At 68.3% G+C, this 16314-nt stretch carries 17 protein-coding genes; 8 read left to right on the top strand and 9 right to left on the bottom strand.

Translation table 11 applies throughout. From position 1 onward, the window contains the following. Nucleotides 1–420: a succinate dehydrogenase, hydrophobic membrane anchor protein gene (sdhD, locus tag ACTIEF_RS00780; RefSeq protein ID WP_439470276.1), complete on the bottom strand. Its 420-nt coding sequence runs from the start codon at nucleotides 418–420 to the stop codon at nucleotides 1–3. Next, on the bottom strand, nucleotides 417–890 hold the full coding sequence (gene sdhC, locus ACTIEF_RS00775; protein WP_439470275.1) for a succinate dehydrogenase, cytochrome b556 subunit: 474 nt from the start codon (nucleotides 888–890) through the stop codon (nucleotides 417–419). Before sdhC ends, sdhD begins: the two co-directional genes overlap by 4 nt. Before the next feature lie 207 nt (nucleotides 891–1097). On the opposite strand from sdhC, the gene ACTIEF_RS00770 reads away from it, so the two are divergent. After that, a complete protein-coding gene (locus ACTIEF_RS00770) occupies nucleotides 1098–1652 on the top strand; it encodes a hypothetical protein (protein ID WP_439470274.1) in 555 nt (184 codons plus the stop codon). Here the strand turns inward: ACTIEF_RS00770 and ACTIEF_RS00765 are convergent. Then, nucleotides 1636–2064 (bottom strand): HIT domain-containing protein, encoded by a 429-nt coding sequence (locus tag ACTIEF_RS00765; protein WP_439470273.1) that lies wholly within the window; start codon nucleotides 2062–2064, stop codon nucleotides 1636–1638. The two genes, ACTIEF_RS00770 and ACTIEF_RS00765, sit on opposite strands and share 17 nt — an antisense overlap. Before the next feature lie 44 nt (nucleotides 2065–2108). After that, nucleotides 2109–3017, bottom strand: a complete 909-nt coding sequence (locus tag ACTIEF_RS00760) for an SIMPL domain-containing protein (protein WP_439470272.1) — start codon at nucleotides 3015–3017, stop codon at nucleotides 2109–2111. Nucleotides 3018–3247: 230 nt separating this feature from the next. On the opposite strand from ACTIEF_RS00760, the gene ACTIEF_RS00755 reads away from it, so the two are divergent. Together ACTIEF_RS00755 and ACTIEF_RS00750 are read left to right on the top strand one after the other, a co-directional pair. Beyond that, the gene (locus ACTIEF_RS00755; RefSeq protein WP_439470271.1) at nucleotides 3248–3802 is read left to right on the top strand and encodes a peroxiredoxin; all 555 of its coding nucleotides are present in this window, start codon (nucleotides 3248–3250) and stop codon (nucleotides 3800–3802) included. Between the two features lie 166 nt (nucleotides 3803–3968). Further along, on the top strand, nucleotides 3969–4502 hold the full coding sequence (locus tag ACTIEF_RS00750) for a carboxymuconolactone decarboxylase family protein (RefSeq protein WP_439470270.1): 534 nt from the start codon (nucleotides 3969–3971) through the stop codon (nucleotides 4500–4502). A gap of 6 nt (nucleotides 4503–4508) precedes the next feature. On the opposite strand, the gene ACTIEF_RS00745 is transcribed toward ACTIEF_RS00750, so the two are convergent. Further along, the gene (locus ACTIEF_RS00745) at nucleotides 4509–5063 is read right to left on the bottom strand and encodes a hypothetical protein (protein ID WP_439470269.1); all 555 of its coding nucleotides are present in this window, start codon (nucleotides 5061–5063) and stop codon (nucleotides 4509–4511) included. 49 nt (nucleotides 5064–5112) lie between these two features. Beyond that, entirely contained in the window at nucleotides 5113–5970 is an 858-nt protein-coding gene (locus tag ACTIEF_RS00740; RefSeq protein ID WP_439470268.1) for a glutamate racemase, read from the bottom strand. Between the two features lie 162 nt (nucleotides 5971–6132). On the opposite strand from ACTIEF_RS00740, the gene ACTIEF_RS00735 reads away from it, so the two are divergent. Next, on the top strand, nucleotides 6133–8268 hold the full coding sequence (locus ACTIEF_RS00735; protein ID WP_439470267.1) for a M3 family metallopeptidase: 2136 nt from the start codon (nucleotides 6133–6135) through the stop codon (nucleotides 8266–8268). 65 nt (nucleotides 8269–8333) lie between these two features. On the opposite strand, the gene ACTIEF_RS00730 is transcribed toward ACTIEF_RS00735, so the two are convergent. Beyond that, nucleotides 8334–8633: a UrcA family protein gene (locus ACTIEF_RS00730; RefSeq protein ID WP_439470266.1), complete on the bottom strand. Its 300-nt coding sequence runs from the start codon at nucleotides 8631–8633 to the stop codon at nucleotides 8334–8336. Nucleotides 8634–8767: 134 nt separating this feature from the next. Beyond that, the gene (ppc, locus tag ACTIEF_RS00725) at nucleotides 8768–11527 is read right to left on the bottom strand and encodes a phosphoenolpyruvate carboxylase (protein ID WP_439470265.1); all 2760 of its coding nucleotides are present in this window, start codon (nucleotides 11525–11527) and stop codon (nucleotides 8768–8770) included. Between the two features lie 99 nt (nucleotides 11528–11626). Here ppc and ACTIEF_RS00720 point away from each other — a divergent pair, with 99 nt between their 5' ends. The 4 genes from ACTIEF_RS00720 to rimM all read left to right on the top strand — a co-directional run bounded on the left by ACTIEF_RS00720 (nucleotide 11627) and on the right by rimM (nucleotide 14957). Continuing rightward, nucleotides 11627–12004 carry a hypothetical protein gene (locus tag ACTIEF_RS00720; RefSeq protein WP_439470264.1) on the top strand — a complete coding sequence of 126 codons (378 nt, stop codon included), beginning with the start codon at nucleotides 11627–11629 and terminating at the stop codon, nucleotides 12002–12004. 193 nt (nucleotides 12005–12197) lie between these two features. Continuing rightward, nucleotides 12198–13736: a signal recognition particle protein gene (ffh, locus tag ACTIEF_RS00715; RefSeq protein ID WP_439470263.1), complete on the top strand. Its 1539-nt coding sequence runs from the start codon at nucleotides 12198–12200 to the stop codon at nucleotides 13734–13736. 24 nt (nucleotides 13737–13760) lie between these two features. After that, a complete protein-coding gene (rpsP, locus tag ACTIEF_RS00710) occupies nucleotides 13761–14306 on the top strand; it encodes a 30S ribosomal protein S16 (RefSeq protein ID WP_439470262.1) in 546 nt (181 codons plus the stop codon). 126 nt (nucleotides 14307–14432) lie between these two features. After that, nucleotides 14433–14957 (top strand): ribosome maturation factor RimM, encoded by a 525-nt coding sequence (gene rimM, locus ACTIEF_RS00705; protein WP_439470261.1) that lies wholly within the window; start codon nucleotides 14433–14435, stop codon nucleotides 14955–14957. On the opposite strand, the gene ACTIEF_RS00700 is transcribed toward rimM, so the two are convergent. Beyond that, nucleotides 14954–16120, bottom strand: a complete 1167-nt coding sequence (locus ACTIEF_RS00700) for a benzoate/H(+) symporter BenE family transporter (protein WP_439470260.1) — start codon at nucleotides 16118–16120, stop codon at nucleotides 14954–14956. The genes rimM and ACTIEF_RS00700 overlap by 4 nt on opposite strands. Nucleotides 16121–16314: the final 194 nt, after the last annotated feature.

Here is a 16314-nt window from a genome sequence, read left to right as displayed (position 1 = left end):
TCAGGCTCCGATACCAGCCGGCAGCGGGGCCGAACCCAGCGCCAGACGCACGATGAAGAAGACGCTGACAGCCGCCAGCGCCAGGAAGACGAGGTTCAGGGCGCCCAGCGCCAAGGTCTTGGAGAACGGCTTGTGGACGTAGTCCTCGACGATCACCTTCCAGGCCAGGCTGACGAAGGTGAACAGGGCCAGGACCGTGACGATCAGCAGGCCGGCGTTCAGCGGGCTGGCGAACCAGGTCAGCAGGGCGTCATAGCCGGAACCGGCCAGGCTGAAGGCGCTGGCCAGGACCCACAGGCCCAGCGGGATCAGCAGGGCCAGTGCGACGCGTTCGATCAGCCATTCGCCCGAGCCGTGGCGCTCGGAAATCTTGACGTTGTTCTTGAACTTGGCCCCGTTTTTGGTGTTTTGGCCGCTCACAGCGAGACCCTCCCGGTGGCGAACAGCAGGACCCAGAACAGCACGCCCAGCGGGATCGGCGCCCAGACGGCGACGTTGGACAGCAGGTTGGCCGAGTTCAGCGTCAGGCCCCGGCCCGTGTCGTTGAAGAGGTGGCGGGCGCCGTTCAGGATGAAGGAGAACAGCACCACCGTCAGGCCGAAGGCGATGAACAGGCCGAACGGCGAGCCCAGGCAGGCGGAGACCTTGGCGTAGGACTCCGGCCCGAAGGCCAGGGCGGCCAGCCAGCCCACGGCGATCGCCGAGGCGACGCTCATCGCGCCGATGGTGACCCGGAACAGGATCGAGGCCGCCATGGTGACGTGCCAGCGCCAGATCTGGAGGTGGGGAGACAGCGGCCGGATGCGGCCATTGGGCTGACGCACGAAGCGACCGGTGCGATCGGCCGACTGTTCGTTGGAGGCGTCGCCCGGCAGAGGGGAGCTCGACATATTGCGAATGGTTCTCAAAAACCTGAGCGAAATCAGGCGCTCGAAATCGGTGAACAGGCTTTAGTCAGCCGGGACCGGGGGGTCAACGCGGCCAAGGTCGTTGATCGTCTCGCAGACGCGTGATCGGGGTGTGCGGGGCACATCACGATTTCGCGTGTGGCACGTCTGCACTAGCTTCGGGCGCGACCAGAGGTCAGCTTGGATCTCATGTCGGGGTTCATCCTTCTCGCCTTCGCGGGCGCGCTGTTGCAACAGGCCGCGCCCCATCCCTCTACGCAGACGCTGTACGCGGCGCCGGCGATCCGCCCGTTCGAGCCGCCGTCCGACTTCGGGCGCGAGCGGGCGCAGGGTGATGGAGAGACCGACGCGCACCGCCGTCCGCTGGAGGCCCCGGTCTCGGTCGAGGCCTATGTCCGCTCCTATGAGTTTTCGCCGGGCGACACCGAGACGGCTTACGATCAGGGCGTGGCCTCGGCGGAAATCCGCGTCGATCAGAGCGCCGGGCCTATGGATGGCCAGTGGCGGGTGACCGACGAACACGGTCGCGTCCTGTTCGGCCTGGTGATGAACGACAACGGGCGCGGCCCGGTCGAAGGCGGCTGGCGTGGAACCGCCGGCGCGGGCGTGGCGACCTCTGACGGCGCCGTGCTGACGCTCGAGGGTCTGGGCGTGCTGGCGCTGGAACCCGCCGGGCGCGATTGGCGCGGGAACCTGACCGAGGGCGGGCGCAGCCGCGCGGTGACGGTCAGTCGGCCTCGCTGAGCCTGAGCCGCGACACGGCGGCCTGAAGACCTGAGGCGCCGTAGGGGATCGCCGGGCCCTTTCCCCAGACCGGATCGGGCCACAGGGCGTCGTCATGGCGACGGCCCACCACATGCACATGCAACTGGGCGGTGACATTCCCGATGGCGCCGACGTTCAGCTTCTGCACCGGACGGCCCGCTGCCTCGCCGAGCAGCCGCACCGCATCCCCGGCCTTCAGCACCTCCTCCATCAGCACGGCCCGCTCTGACGGATCGAGATCCTCGAGTTCATGCAGCCCGGCCCGGCGCGGGATCAGGATCAGCCACGGAAAACGGGTGTCGTCCTGCAAGCGCACCTGACACAGGGGCCAGTCCAGGGCGATGACGGAACCGGCGTCGAAGGCGGGGTCTGCCTTGAAGGAAATGCTCATCCGCCTTCGGTCGCGCGGCGTGGGCGGGGCGTCAACCCGCCCGGTCAGTTCAGCGCGTAGACCACGCAGGCCTGATCCGTGAGTTCGCGGAGCGGCGGCTGGAGCGCCAGGCGCGCGGCCTCGATCTGAGCCTCGGTCGGCGCGGCTCCCGCCGGAGCAGGCGGCGGAGGAGGCGGTGGAGGGGGCGGTGCATAGGCTTCCATCCGGTTGCCAGTCACCACGATGTCCGACACATCGGTCGCCTGTCCCCCTCCGCCGCCATAGGACGGCCAGCCCGCCAGCACGTCGGTTTCACAGGCGCGGCCGGTCGGGTCGATCACCTGCACCCGGCCCAGGGTGGCTCCGGCGTTCTCCGCGGCGGCGCGGGCGCGGCGGGCCGCGTCCTTCACGGCCTCGCCCTGCAGCGCGGTCTTCAGGGCGTTGTCAGGCTGAAGCTGGAACGACACGCCGCTGACGGCGGTCGGTTGCGAGGCGGTGACGGTGGCGTAGACCCGCTCCAGCACCGAGACGTCCCGGATGGTGACGCTGACGGTCGCGTCGGACTGATAACGGGCGATCCGGTCGGCGCGGACGTTGTCGCGCATGACGCCGTTCTCGTCGCGATACTGATCATAGATCGGGCGGGTGGTGATGGTGGTTTCGACCCGGACCACATCCACGCCGTAGGCGCCGAGCGCCTGGCTGAGGGCGCGGACCTGATCGCCGGCCTTCCTCGCTGCCTCGGCCGCCGACCGGTCGATGGACTGGAAACTGGCGGCGAAGGAGGCGCGATTGGCGGTCACCTCCGCGCGGACATAGCCGATGGAGGCGATGACCGGCGAGCGCATCCACCAGGGCGCGGGGACATATCGGTCGCCGATGCTGGCGGGCGGAGTTTGGGCGAGAACGGCGGAGGGGGCGACGACCGGCACAGCGGTCGCCAGGGTCAGCAGGACGGCGGTGAGACGGCGCATTCTGGAACTCCCTGTTACGGGCTGAGCCTGCGTCTGCGCGCGCCTCGGGTAAAGGGGGCGGAGGGGATCGTCAGAACCCGTCAGGCCTATGGAGGTCATAAAAAAAATCGATCATCCTTTCCGATCTCCAATGATTGACTTTGTGCATCGCACGCGCCATTTCGCGGCTGCGGCGCCGCTCCCCCGGCGCTCCGGATTTCCATCTTTCAAGCTCATCCAGGAGAACAGCAATGCTGGGCGTCGGTCAAAAACTGCCGGAATTCAAGATTATCGGCGTGAAGCCGGGCTTCAACAGCCACGAAGAAGGCGGCGTCTCGGCCTTCGAGCCGATCACCGGCGAGAGCTTCGAAGGCAAGTGGAAGGTCATCTTCTTCTATCCGAAGGACTTCACCTTCGTCTGCCCGACCGAGATCGCCGAATTCGCCAAGCTCGGTAAGGACTTCGAGGACCGCGACACCGTCGTCCTCGGCGGTTCGACCGACAACGAGTTCGTCAAGCTTGCCTGGCGCCGTGACCACGCCGACCTGAACGCCCTGCCGATCTGGCAGTTCGCCGACAACGGCGGCAAGTTCGCCCGCGATCTGGGCGTCCTGAACGAAGAAGAGGGCGTCGCCCTGCGCGCCACCTTCGTGGTCGACCCGCACAACGTCGTCCAGCACGTCTACGTCACCAACCTGAACGTGGGCCGCGCCCCGGCCGACACCCTGCGCGTCGTTGACGCCCTGCAGACCGACGAGCTGTGCGCCTGCAACCGCCCGGTGGGCGGCGAGACCCTGGCCGCTTAATTACTGGCCCAGGCGAGGTCCGGACCGCGTGAGTAGGGTCCGGGCCGTCCCTAAAGAGGGCGGCGTCGGGAGACCGTCGCCGCCTTTTCTTTTTCCGCGCTAACGCCCGCGACGCGGTCGCTCGCGGCTTGAGCGCGATCCCTGTTTCTCTCGACGGAGTTTTCCCATGTCCATCGACGCCTTGCGTGACCTGATCCCGGCCTACGCCAAGGACATTTCCCTGAACCTGTCGTCGCTGGCCGGCGAAACGGTTCTGAACGACCAGCAGAAGTGGGGCTGCTTCCTGGCCTCGGCCCACGCCATCGGCGTTGCTCCCGTGGTCAGGGCCATCGAGGCCCAGGCCGCGACCATCCTGTCGCCGGAAGCCATGAACGCCGCCAAGTCGGCCGCCGCCATCATGGGCATGAACAACATCTACTACCGCGCCCTGCACCTGATGAAGAACCAGGAGTACACGACGCTCCCGGCCAAGCTGCGCATGAACGTCATCGCCAACCCCGGCGTCGACAAGATGGACTTCGAGCTGTGGTCGACCGCTGTCTCGGCCATCAACGGCTGCGGCGCCTGCATGGACGCCCACGAGAGCGAGCTGCGCAAGCACGGCGTCCCCAACACCCAGGTCCAGGCCGCCCTGCGCATCGGCGCGGTTGTCCACGCCGCCAGCCGTATCGTGGCTTCGGAAACGGCCCTGGCGAACTGATCGGGTTCAGGACGAGGCGTCGGTGGAAGCCGGCGCCTCGCCATAGTGCAGGAAGTAAGTGAAGCGGCCGTACTGGGTGCGCATCACCCCGTCCACGCCGTCGGCCCAGGCGCCGACGCCCTCGCCCCGCACCACATAGGTGATGACCAGCCGCCAGCCGCCGCCGCCGGGCGCGCCGATCCAGCCGATGCTCCAGCGCGCCATCGTGGTCTTGCCCTTCAGCGGTCCCAGCGGCGCGTCCAGCAGGACGCCGGTTTCCGGATCAGCCTCCACGACCCGGCCGTGCTCGAACTCGGTCCCGTCGGCCAGTTTCTCGCACAGGCAACCGCCGGGCGTGAGCGCCAGCGTCATGTTCGAGGCGTCGCCGCTGTAGGTGTGGGCGCTGTCCCACCATTGGCCGATCTCGCCCAACGAGACCCACATGTCCTCGGGCGGGGATTCCAGATCCATCTCGTAGCGCAGGACGAAATGGTCCGCGTCGCGCTCGATCACCTGGGCCGAGGCGGGCAGGGCGATGAGCGAGGCCGCGAAGGCGCAGGCCGCCAGTACTGATTTCAACATGGTCCTTCCTCCCGACGGCAGTGGCCGCCGATCAGGAGGCGGCGTCAAGTCAGGCCGACTGGAAGCTCAACGGCGCGCCCCAGAACTGGCTGACCCGTTCCGACTGCGGGCCTGGGGCGCCGGTGGTCAGGAAGTCGCGACGGCCCAAGCCGCCGAGCGCATACTCCGGGTGACGCTCGAAATAGCGTTCGAGCGCGTCGGCCACGGCGGCGGGCTGGTGGATGATGGCGGTCTCAGGCGGCAGGGCCGCGGCGAAGATGTCAGCCACGATCTCATAGTGGGTGCAGCCCAGGATGGCCTTGTCCGGGTGACGGCCGATGCGGCGGCGCAGGGCGTCGACGTGGTCGCGGACCACGACTTCCAGTTCCTCGGTCGGGGCGCCCAGCTCGATCAGACCGGCCAGGCCCGGGCAGGGTTCGGAGAAGACGGCCAGATCCTCGCGCCGCTTGTCGATCTCGATCTCATAGACCCGGCTCATAGCCGTGGCGGCGGTGCAGAAGACGCCGTTGACGGTGATGGCCTCGACCTTCTCGCCCTCGGCCCGCTGCTCGGCCTCATAGGTCCAGGGCAGGCCGGTCGCGGCTTCGATGGTCGGGACGATGATGCCCAGAACATTGACCGGGCGACCATGGCGCGCCCGCGCCTCGGGCACCCAGGTCTGCTGCAGGCGGCGCAGGGCGATGGCGCTGGCGGTGTTGCAGGCCAGCACGATGACATTGGCCCCGGCCTCGAACAGGCGCTCGCAGCCCGCGCGGGTCAGCTCGACGATCTCCTCGCCGCCGCGACCGCCGTAGGGGGCGTTGGCCTGATCGGCCAGATAGACGAAATCCCGCTCGGGGAAGCGTCGGGTCAGTTCGCGGTGAACGGTCAGCCCGCCCACGCCGGAGTCAAAAACGCCAATGGCCATGGGGGGCGATTTAGCCGCGCCGCCTCCCGCCGTCCATGGCTGGAGGTTACACGGCGTTCATGTGACAGTTCGCCAGCCCCGGGCCTAGGGTCCGGGGAAACGAAGCGACGCTACGGAGTTCCCATGCACAGACGCCATCTTCTCATCGCCGGAGGCAGCCTCATGGCCCTTTCCGCCACCGCAGGCTGCGCCACCGTCGGTGGTTCCGGCTCGTCGGCCGCGAGCTATGCGGAAGATGCGCGCATCGCCCGCGCCGTGCTGCCGACCCAGACCCCGCGCGCCGAGCTGCTGCAGGTCTGGACCGGTCCGTATGAGGGCGTGCCCCCGTGGGACAAGGTCACCGCGCCCAAGCTGCGCGAAGCCATTCTGGAAGGCATCGAACTGCGTCGCGCCGAGATCAATGCGATCGCCAACAACCCCGACGCCCCGACCTTCGCCAACACCTCGGTCGCCATGCAGATGGCGGGCGAGCCGCTGGGCCGGGCGATGTCGCTGTTCGGCGTCATGACCTCGAACATCGGCTCGGCCGACTATCAGGCGCTGGACCGCGAGGTCTCGCCCCTGCTGTCCGCCGCGGGTGACGAGATCACCTTCAATGAGAAGCTGTTCAACCGCATCAAGACGGTCGCCGACAACGCGCAATCGGCCGGTCTGACCGCCGAACAGACCCGCATCATCACCCGCAGCCGCGACGCCTACATCCGCGGCGGCGCCGCGCTGGACGCGTCGAAGAAGGCCGAGCTGGGTCGCATCAACACCGCCCTGTCCAACGCCTTCACCAGCTTCGGCCAGAAGGTCGTCGCGGACGAGAACACCTGGACGGTCATCGCGACCGAAGCCGGCGTGGCCGGTCTGCCCGCCTCGAACAAGGCCGCCGCCGCCGCCGCCGCGCGCAGCCGCAATGTTCAGGGCTGGGCCATCGTCAACACCCGCTCCAGCGTCGATCCCTTCCTGACCTTCGGCGACGACCGCGCCCAGCGCGAGATCGTGTGGCGCAAGTTCGTGAACCGTGGCGACAACGGCGACGCCAACGACACCAATGCGACCATCGCCGAGATCGTCCGCCTCCGCGACCAGCGCGCCAAGCTGCTGGGCTATCGCAACCACGCTGAACTGCGCATGCAGGACACCATGGCCAAGACCCCGGCCGCGGCCAGCGACCTGATGAACCGCGTCTGGGCGCCGGCCAAGGCCCGCGTGGCCGAGGAAGTGGCGGACATGCGCGCCATCGCCGGCCACGACATCGAGCCGTGGGACTATCTGTACTACGCCGAGAAGGTGAAGAAGCAGAAGTACGACCTCGATCAGAACGAACTGAAGCCCTACTTCGAGCTGGGCGCGGTCAAGCGCGGCGCCTTCTACATGGCCGAGCGTCTGTACGGTCTGGAGTTCAAGGCCCTGCCCAAGGGCACGGTCCCGGGCTTCACCCCGGACGTTGAGGTGTTCGAGGTCAACGACAAGGCGACCGGTCGCAACGTGGGCCTGTTCTACTCGGACGACTTCGCTCGCGCCGGCAAGCGTTCGGGCGCCTGGGCGACCAGCTACCGCTCGCACTCGACCTACGACGGCCGCAAGAACGTCCTGTCGTCGAACAACAACAACTTCACCAAGCCGGGTGAAGGCGAGCCCCTGCTGATCTCGCTGGATGACGCCGAGACCCTGTTCCACGAGTTCGGTCACGCCCTGCACGCGTTGAACTCGACGGTGAACTACCCGGCCCTGGGCGGCACGCCGCGCGACTTCGTGGAATATCCGTCGCAGGTGCACGAGCACTGGGTGCTGTCGCGCCCGATCCTCGACGGCTTCATGAAGCACTACCAGACCGGCGAGCCCATGCCGCAGGCGCTGGTGGACAAGGTCGAGCGCGCTTCCACCTTCAACCAGGGCTATGCGACGGTCAGCTATCTGTCCTCGGCCCTGGTCGACATGGATCTGCACACCCAGGCCACGCCGCCGACCGACATCGACGCCTTCGAGCGCGACAGCCTGGCGCGCTACGGCATGCCCAAGGAGATCGTGATGCGGCACCGCCTGCCGCAGTTCAATCACCTGTTCACGTCCGACGCCTACTCGGCCGGGTACTATTCGTACCTGTGGTCGGAAGTGATGGACGCCGACACCTGGGCCTACTTCGAGGAGTCGGGGGACGTCTTCAATCCGGAGATCGGCCGTCGCTACAAGGAGATCATCCTGGCGCCGGGCAACACCACGGATCGCGCCGACGCCTATCGCGCCTTCCGCGGTCGCGATCCGGACGTCAGCGCCCTGCTGAAGGTCCGGGGCTTCCCGACCAACTGAGACGCCTGAAAGACAAGGGCCCCGCGGAGCGATCCGCGGGGCCCTTTTTCGTTTTCGGCCAGGGCCTAGTAGGCGACGGCGCGGCGGCTGGAGGCGTAGTCGACCTGGGCGGCGGCGGGCAGCTGGCGCAGGGCTTCGCGGCGCACCGCGGCCTGGCAGAAGGCGCGGTCGCTCTGGCGGCTGCCGGGACGGCGGGCGTCGCGGCACAGAGTGCGGGCGGCGGCCTCGACGCGCTGGTCGAAGGCGTCGCCTCCGGCCACGGTGGAGAGATTCAGATCGGACCAGCCGATGCGGGCGTCGGCGGCCGAGGCCGAACCGGCGGCGGCGAGAGCGAGGACGGCGGACAGGGAAGCGAGGATCTTCATGGCGGTCTCCTGAGGAGCGCTGCGTCGCTCGGGGGCGGCGACCCTGGCCGTATGAGCCGCCCCTGTTTCAGGCCCGTGTGACTTCAGCGGCGAAATCGCGACGCCGCATTAAATCGCGGAAAACTGACCGCTGATCAGCCGCTGTTGCGCAGCCCCGCCGCCACCCCGTTGAGGGCCAGCAGAATGCCCTCGCGCACCCGGGGGTCGTCGTCCCCGGCCCGGCGGCGGCGGATCAGTTCGATCTGCACGTGGTTGAGCGGCTCGACATAGGGCATGCGCAGCCGGATCAGCCGATCCAGCTCAGGCTGACCGCCGAGCAGGGAGTCCTGTCCGGTGATCGACAGCACGGCGGCCTCGGTCCGGTCCCACTCGGCCTTGATCGCCGAAAACACCCGATCCGCCAGCGCGGTGTCGGGCACGAGGGTCGCGTACCGCCGGGCGATGGTCATGTCGGCCTTGGCCATGACCATTTCCATGTTCTGGATCAGGGTGCGGAAGAAGGGCCAGTCGCGATGCATCTCGCGCAACTGGTCGGGGTCCACGCCCTCAATCGCCGAGCCGAAGCCGAACCAGCCCGGCAGCATGACCCGGCTCTGGCTCCAGCTGAACACCCACGGGATGGCCCGCAGGTCCTCGATGGCGGTGGAGGCGGTGCGCGAGGCCGGACGCGAGCCGATCTTCAGGTCGGCGATCTCGGCGATGGGGGTCGCGGCGCGGAAATAGTCGACGAAGCCCTCGGTCTCATAGACCAGCGCGCGATAGGCGCTCATCGAGGCCTGCGACAGCTTCGATAGGGTGGCGCCGTGTTTGGCGGTCAGTTCCGCATCGGGCGGCGGGGCCAGCGAGGCCAGCAGCACGCCGCAGGTCAGGGCGTCGAGGTTCCGGCGCGCCACCTCGGGTTCGCCGTACTTGTTGGCGATGACCTCGCCCTGTTCCGTCACCCGGATGCGTCCGGCGACCGTACCTTGGGGCTGGCCTAGGACGGCGGCGAAGCTGGAGCCGCCGCCGCGACCCACCGCCCCGCCGCGGCCGTGGAACAGCTGCAGCCGCAGGCCTGCCTTGTCCGTGACCTTCAGCAGGGCGCGCGAGGCCTCGTGCAGCTCCCAGGTCGAGGTCAGGTAGGAGCCGTCCTTATTGGAGTCGGAATAGCCGATCATGACCTCCTGCACCCCGCGCGCCTTGGCGACGGCGCGGGCGGAGGGTTCCTTCAACAGACGTTCCAGCGTGTGCCTGGCGGCGCGCAGGTCGCCGATGGTCTCGAACAGGGGCGCGGCCTGCACCGGGCAGGCGGCCGGGTCCTCGGGCCGGAACAGGCCGACCTCCTTGAGCAGCAGATAGACCTCCAGCAGGTCGGAGGCCGCGTCAGTCTTGGAGACGATATGGGTGCGGATCGCCTGCGGCCCGAACAGGCGTAGCGCCTTCGCCGCCGCCTGCAGGATGCCCCGCTCTTTAAGCGTCTCGTCGGCATAGGTCTCATAGGGATTGAACAGCAGGCGGCCCGAGGCCAGTTCGGCGGCCAGCACCGAAAGTCGCGCCTCCTCGTCGAGCGCCGAATAGTCCTCGGCCACGCCCGCGACCTTCAGGAGGTCGGCGACCACCCGCTCGTGCACATCGGAGTTCTGGCGCAGGTCCAGTGTCGCCATGTGGAAGCCGAACACGTCGGCGGCGGTGATCAGCCGGGCCAGTCGGTCGTCGGCGAAGACCGCGCCGTGGTTGGCCACCAGACTGTCCTGCAACACGGCCAGATCGGCGCGGAAGGCGTCGGGCCCGTCATAGGGCTCGGCGGCGAAGGCGGCGGCGCGCGGGGCGGGCTGGCCAGTCAAAACGGGGTGGGTCGCCGCCAAACGGGCGTAGATCTGGCTCAGCACCCGACGGTAGGGCTCGTCGGCCCGATGGGAGGAGTGATCCCCCGAGGCTTCCGCCAGCGCGGCCAGTTCGGGCGAGATGACGCTCATCGAACCGGACAGGCTGAGCTCGGCGCCCAGGGCGTTCACCTCGTCCAGATAGAAGCGGAGCACCGAGCGGGCCTGCGTCCGGAAGGCGGCGGTCAGAACCGCGCCGTCAACGTTCGGATTGCCGTCCCGGTCGCCGCCGACCCAGGTGCCGATGCGGATGAAGGGCTGAAGGTCAGGCGCATCCAGCCGCTTGCGCCAGTCTGCCAACTGGGCCGGGGCGACGTGCAGGAAGACGCGGTCGAGGAACGAGACGACGGTGTCGATCTCGTCCTGCACCACCAGTCCGGCCTGCCGCACCAGCCGGGTCGCCCACAGGATGGTGGTCTGGCGACGCAGGCCCGCGGTCAGGATGTCCGGCGCGCAGGCCAGCCCGTTCTGGTCGCAGGCGTCCAGCAGGTCGGAGACGGCGGCGATCCGGTCGATCACGCTCTTGCGCCGCACCTCGGACGGGTGGGCCGTCAGGACCGGCGAGATCAGGGCTGAGGCCAGCAGGTCGCGGGCCTCCTCGGGTGAGCGCCCGGCGGCTTTCAGTCGCTCCAGCGCGCCCTCGGGCGTGTCGGGCCGGGCGCCGGCGGCGGTCTGTTCCTTGGCGCGCCGCTTGCCCGCCCGGTCTTCGGCGACATTGGCCAGCAGGGAGAAAACGGCAAAGCCGTGGGCCAGTCCGACCGCCTGGTCGAGCGACAGGTCGCCCAGCAGATGCTCCAGCCGCTGGGCGTCGGCGGCGCCCGCGTCGCGGTGCCAGGCGACCGACGCCTGCCGCACCGCCTCGATCCGGTCGTAGAGCTCTTTGCCGCCCTCGGCGAGGATGACCTCGCCCAGCAGACCGCCCAGCAGGCGGACTTCTTCTCTCAACCGGTCGTCGGCGGCCTGGATCATCTTGAGGTCTCTCAGCGGGGAGGCTGTGACCTTCACCGTATCAGGGGTTTTCAGACTGGCCATGCCTGACCGCAACGCCGAAACCCAAAGTGCGTTCGGTCCGCCGATTGCAAGTTTCGCCCTGACAGCAAACGCCCGCCCCTGACGCGGAAAGGGAAAGTCATGGCTATTTCGTTGATTAACGGCTTCCTCGGTGGTCTCGCCGGGCTGATGGGGTCCAATGAGACCCCGCAGATTTCGCCCGCCTCGATAAGTGCCGCCCGGTCGGAGCGGGAAGAGATCCGCGAGAAGGGGCTCACCGAATGGGCGCGCGAGCAGAAGATGGAGGCCCTGAAGGCCAAGATCCGCGCCGAGGTCCTGTCCGAGAACAAGCTGACCGAACAGGGCGTCGCCGGCATGTCGGTCGAGCAGCGCAACTCGGTGGAAGACGAGATCGCCCGCCTCATCCAGCAGAAGATGGAAGATACCATGCAGCGCTCGATGGAAGACGCCGCCCGCTCCGGCAAGACCGAGGCGGTCCTGCTGGACATCATGGTCTGAGCCGATCCTGAGTCGACAAACCCTCGACTTTCCGCCATAAGCCGCCGCTTCCGACGCAAGTGAACCTCGCGTCTCCACCGGGACGACCCCATCTTCGGATGGACGAGCTCGGCGAGAACCCTCTGCCGACGTGATCGTCGCCAGAGGCCGTTTTCGTATGGAGCCGCCTCGCCTGCGCCAAATGAGGTAGTTGATGTTCGAGGCTCTGAACGAGCGGCTTACAGGCGTTTTCGACCGGATCACCGGTCGCGGCGCCCTGTCCGAAAAGGACGTGCAGGAGGCGATGCGCGAGGTGCGCGTGGCCCTGCTCGAGGCCGACGTCGCCCTGCCCGTCGTCAAGGACTTCATCGCCTTCGCCACTGAGCGCGCCACCGGCGAAGAAGTCATCCGCTCGGTCAAGCCCGCCGATCAGGTCATCAAGATCGTCTATGACGGCCTGGTCGAGATGCTGGGCGGTGATGAGCCGGTTCCGCTGAACCTGAACGCCACCCCGCCCGCCGTCTTCCTGATGGCCGGCCTGCAGGGCTCCGGCAAGACGACGACCTCGGCCAAGCTGGCGCTGCGTCTGACCAAGTTCGACCGTAAGAAGGTCATGCTTGCGTCCCTGGATACGCGTCGTCCGGCGGCCATGGAGCAGCTCGAAACCCTCGGCAAGCAGATCGAGGTCGCCACCCTTCCGATCGTCAAGGGCGAGAGCGCGGTCCAGATCACCCGCCGCGCGCTGCAGTCGGCCAAGCTTCAGGGCTTCGACGTCCTGATCCTCGACACCGCCGGTCGCATCACCCTGGACGAGGCCCTGATGGCCGAGGTGGCGGAAGTCGCCTCCATCGCCAAGCCGGTTGAGACCCTGCTGGTCGCCGACAGCCTGACCGGTCAGGACGCCGTCCGCACCGCCAAGGCCTTCCACGAGCGCCTGCCGCTGACGGGTCTGGTGCTGACCCGCGCCGACGGCGACGGCCGCGGCGGCGCCATGCTGTCGATGCGGGCCGTCACCGGCCTGCCGATCAAATATATGGGCGCCGGTGAAAAGGTCGACCAGCTGGACGTCTTCGACGCCCGCCGCGTCGCCGGTCGCATCCTGGGGCAGGGCGATATCGTCGCCTTGGTCGAGAAGGCGTCGCAGGAGCTGGACGCCTCCAAGGCCGAGGCCATGGCCCGCAAGCTGGCCAAGGGGCAGTTCGACCTGAACGACCTTGCCGCCCAGCTGCAGCAGATGAAGAAGATGGGCGGTCTTCAGGGCATCATGGGCATGCTGCCCGGTGTCGCGAAGATGAAGGCCCAGATGGCCGACGCCAACATCGACGACCGCATGATCGCCCGCCAGGAAGCGATCATCTCCTCGATGACCAAGGCCGAGCGCAAGAAGCCCGACCTGCTGAACGCCAGCCGCAAGAAGCGCGTGGCTGCCGGCGCCGGGGTCGAGGTTCAGGAGATCAACCGCCTGCTCAAGCAGCACCGGCAGATGGCCGACATGGTCAAGTCGCTGTCCAAGGGCGGTCCGAAGAAGATGCAGCAGATGGCCGCCATGCTGGGCGGCCTCGGCGGCGGTGGTATGGGCGGCCCAGACATGGCCCGTCTGAAGGCGATGGGCGGGGGCAAGATGCCCGAGCCGAGCGCCGACGAAATGAAAGCCCTTCAGGACCGGCTCGCCGGGCTTGGAAACCCCCTCGGGGGCGGCGGACAACTTCCGGGAGGCCTTCCGGGTCTGCCGGGCTTCCCTCCCAAGAAATAACGACTTCCAAGAAAAGAGACCGAAATGCTGAAGATCCGTCTGGCCCGTGGTGGCGCCAAGAAACGCCCGTACTACTATATCGTCGTTGCTGACTCGCACGCTCCGCGCGACGGCAAGTTCATCGAGCGCGTGGGTTCGTACAACCCGATGCTGCCGCGCGACGGTGAGCAGAAGCGCGTCGTGCTGAAGGCCGACCGCATCTCGGAATGGCTGGCCAAGGGCGCCCAGCCGACCGACCGCGTCGCTCGCTTCCTGTCGCAGGACGAAGCGCTGGCCGGCAAGGTGAAGTGGGCCCAGGGCAACAACCCGAACAAGGCCCAGCCGGGCAAGAAGGCGCAAGAGCGCGCCGCCGAACGCGCCCAGCGCGAAGCTGACCGCGCCGAAGCTGAAGCCGCCGCCAAGGTGGAAGCCGCTGAAGCCGCCCAGCGCGCCAAGGAAGAAGCCGCTGCCGCTGCCGCCGCCGCCGCTGCTGCTCCGGCCGTTGAAGAAACTCCGGCTGAAGAAGCCCCGGCCGCTGAAGCCGCTGCTGAAGAAGCTCCGGCTGCCGAAGCGACCGAAGAGCAAGCCTGATTGCTTCCGGTTCGCCGGATTTGATCTGAAGGGAGGCGGCGTCCGATGGGCGTCGCCTTTCGTCTTTTTAGAAGGCGCCTGCCGCGCTTCGCGCGAGTTGAGGCGTAAATCCAAGCGAGGTCGCCCGTGGCGCAGGACAAGCTCATTCTGGTCGGACAGGTCGCCGGCGGCTTCGGCGTGAGGGGCGAGGTGCGGGTGACCGCCTACACCGCCGATCCGATGGCCCTTCTGGCCTATCGCGACCTGCTGCGGGCCGATGGCTCGGTCGGATTGACCCTGGCCTCGGCGCGGCCGGACAAGAACGGCGTGGTCGGGCGGGCGAAGGAGATCGCCACCAAGGAGCAGGCCGACGCCATGCGCGGCCTCAAGCTGTTCATCCCGCGTGACCGCCTGCCCGAGCCGGACGAGGACGAGTTCTATCTGACCGATCTGGTCGGCGTTGAAGGGCGGGAGCCGGACGGGACCGTGCTGGGCACGGTCAAGTCGGTGCAGAATTTCGGCGCCTCCGACATGCTGGAGATCGCCCCGGCCGCCGGTGGCCCGACCTGGTATCTGCCGTTCACCCGCGACGCCGTGCCCGAACTGCATCTGGCCGACGGCTGGGTGCTGGTGGTGCGGCCCAATGAGGTCGGCGAGCGCGAGCCGGACTAGGCATTTCGCCTCCAGCGCAGGGCGGCCAGCGCCACGAAGCCCGCCAGCAGGCCCCAGAAGGCAGAGCCGATGCCGAACAGGGCGACGCCCGAGGCGGTGGCGGCGAAGGCGATGACGGCGGCCTCCCGGTGGTCCGGCTCGGCCATGGCGCCGGACAGGGCCCCGGTCAGCGGGCCGATCAGGGCCAGGCCGGTCAGGACGGCGAGGGCGGCGGGCGGCATGGCGATGAACAGGCCCGCCAGCGGCGCGGCGAACAGGGCCACGACCAGATAGAGGCCGCCGTAGATCACGCCGACGATCCAGCGGCGCTGCGGGTCCGGATGGGCGTCCGGGCCGGTGCAGATGGCCGCGACGATGGCCGCCATGTTGATTCCGTAGGCGCCGAAGGGGGCGAGGACGACGGTCGCCAGACCGGTCGAGAGCAGCAGCGGCCCCGGCGGCGGCTCATAGCCGGCGGCCTTGAGCACCACGAGGCCGGGCAGGTTCTGCGAGACGAGGGTGACGAGGAACAGCGGCAGGGCGAGGCTGACCGCCACCTTCAGATCGAAGACCGGGACGACCGGCGACAGCTGGCCGAACAGGCCGGTGCCGGGCGGCAGGGTCACCTGACCGCGCAGGGCCAGGACGGCGAAGGCGCCGACGAGGACGGCGGGGAGAGCCCAGGTCGGGGCCAGCCGCCGCATGATCAGGAAGACGGCGAACAGACCGGCGGCGAGGGCCAGATCGGTTGGAAAGACGAGGAACAGCCTCAGGCAGAAGGGCAGTAGCACGCCCGCCAGCATGGCCGAGGCGATGCCGCCGTGGATGCGGGCCGCCAGCCGCCCCAGCGCGGGGACGAGGCCGGTGACGACCATCAGGGCGCCGGCGATCACGAAGGCGCCGACGGCGGTGGGCCAGCCGACTCCGAGGGTCGAGGCCGCCAGCAGGGCCGCGCCGGGGGTGGACCAGGCGAGGATGACCGGGACCTTCATCCGCCAGCTGAGCAGCAGGCCGGGCAGGCCGATGCCGAGGCAGAGCGCCGTCACCATCGACACGATCTGGTCGGGCGAGGCGCCGAGCACATGGCCCGCCTGCACCACCAGCGCGACGGTGCCGCCGAAGCCGATCACGGTTCCGACGGCGGCCGCCGACAGGGCGGAGATGGGCAGGCGGGGGGCGGTCATTCCTTGCGTGTAACGGGTCGGTGATCTCGAGAAAAGAACCGCCGTCAGCCTGCTTCAGGTCTCCAACAACTCGCCAGATTGTCCCTTGCTGCGCGTCCGAACTGTGCGACCAGCCCCCCGTTACTTTCAATCTCCACGCGGGTGTTGGCGATGTGGTCAGGCTGAGTGCCTCGCCCCCAAACCAAGGTCTGCAG

Origin of the sequence: Brevundimonas sp., from assembly GCF_051858995.1 — a bacterium.
Lineage (GTDB): Bacteria > Pseudomonadota > Alphaproteobacteria > Caulobacterales > Caulobacteraceae > Brevundimonas.
The sequence above is the reverse complement of the archived record's forward strand: the minus strand, read 5'-3'. Positions and strand labels throughout refer to the sequence as shown.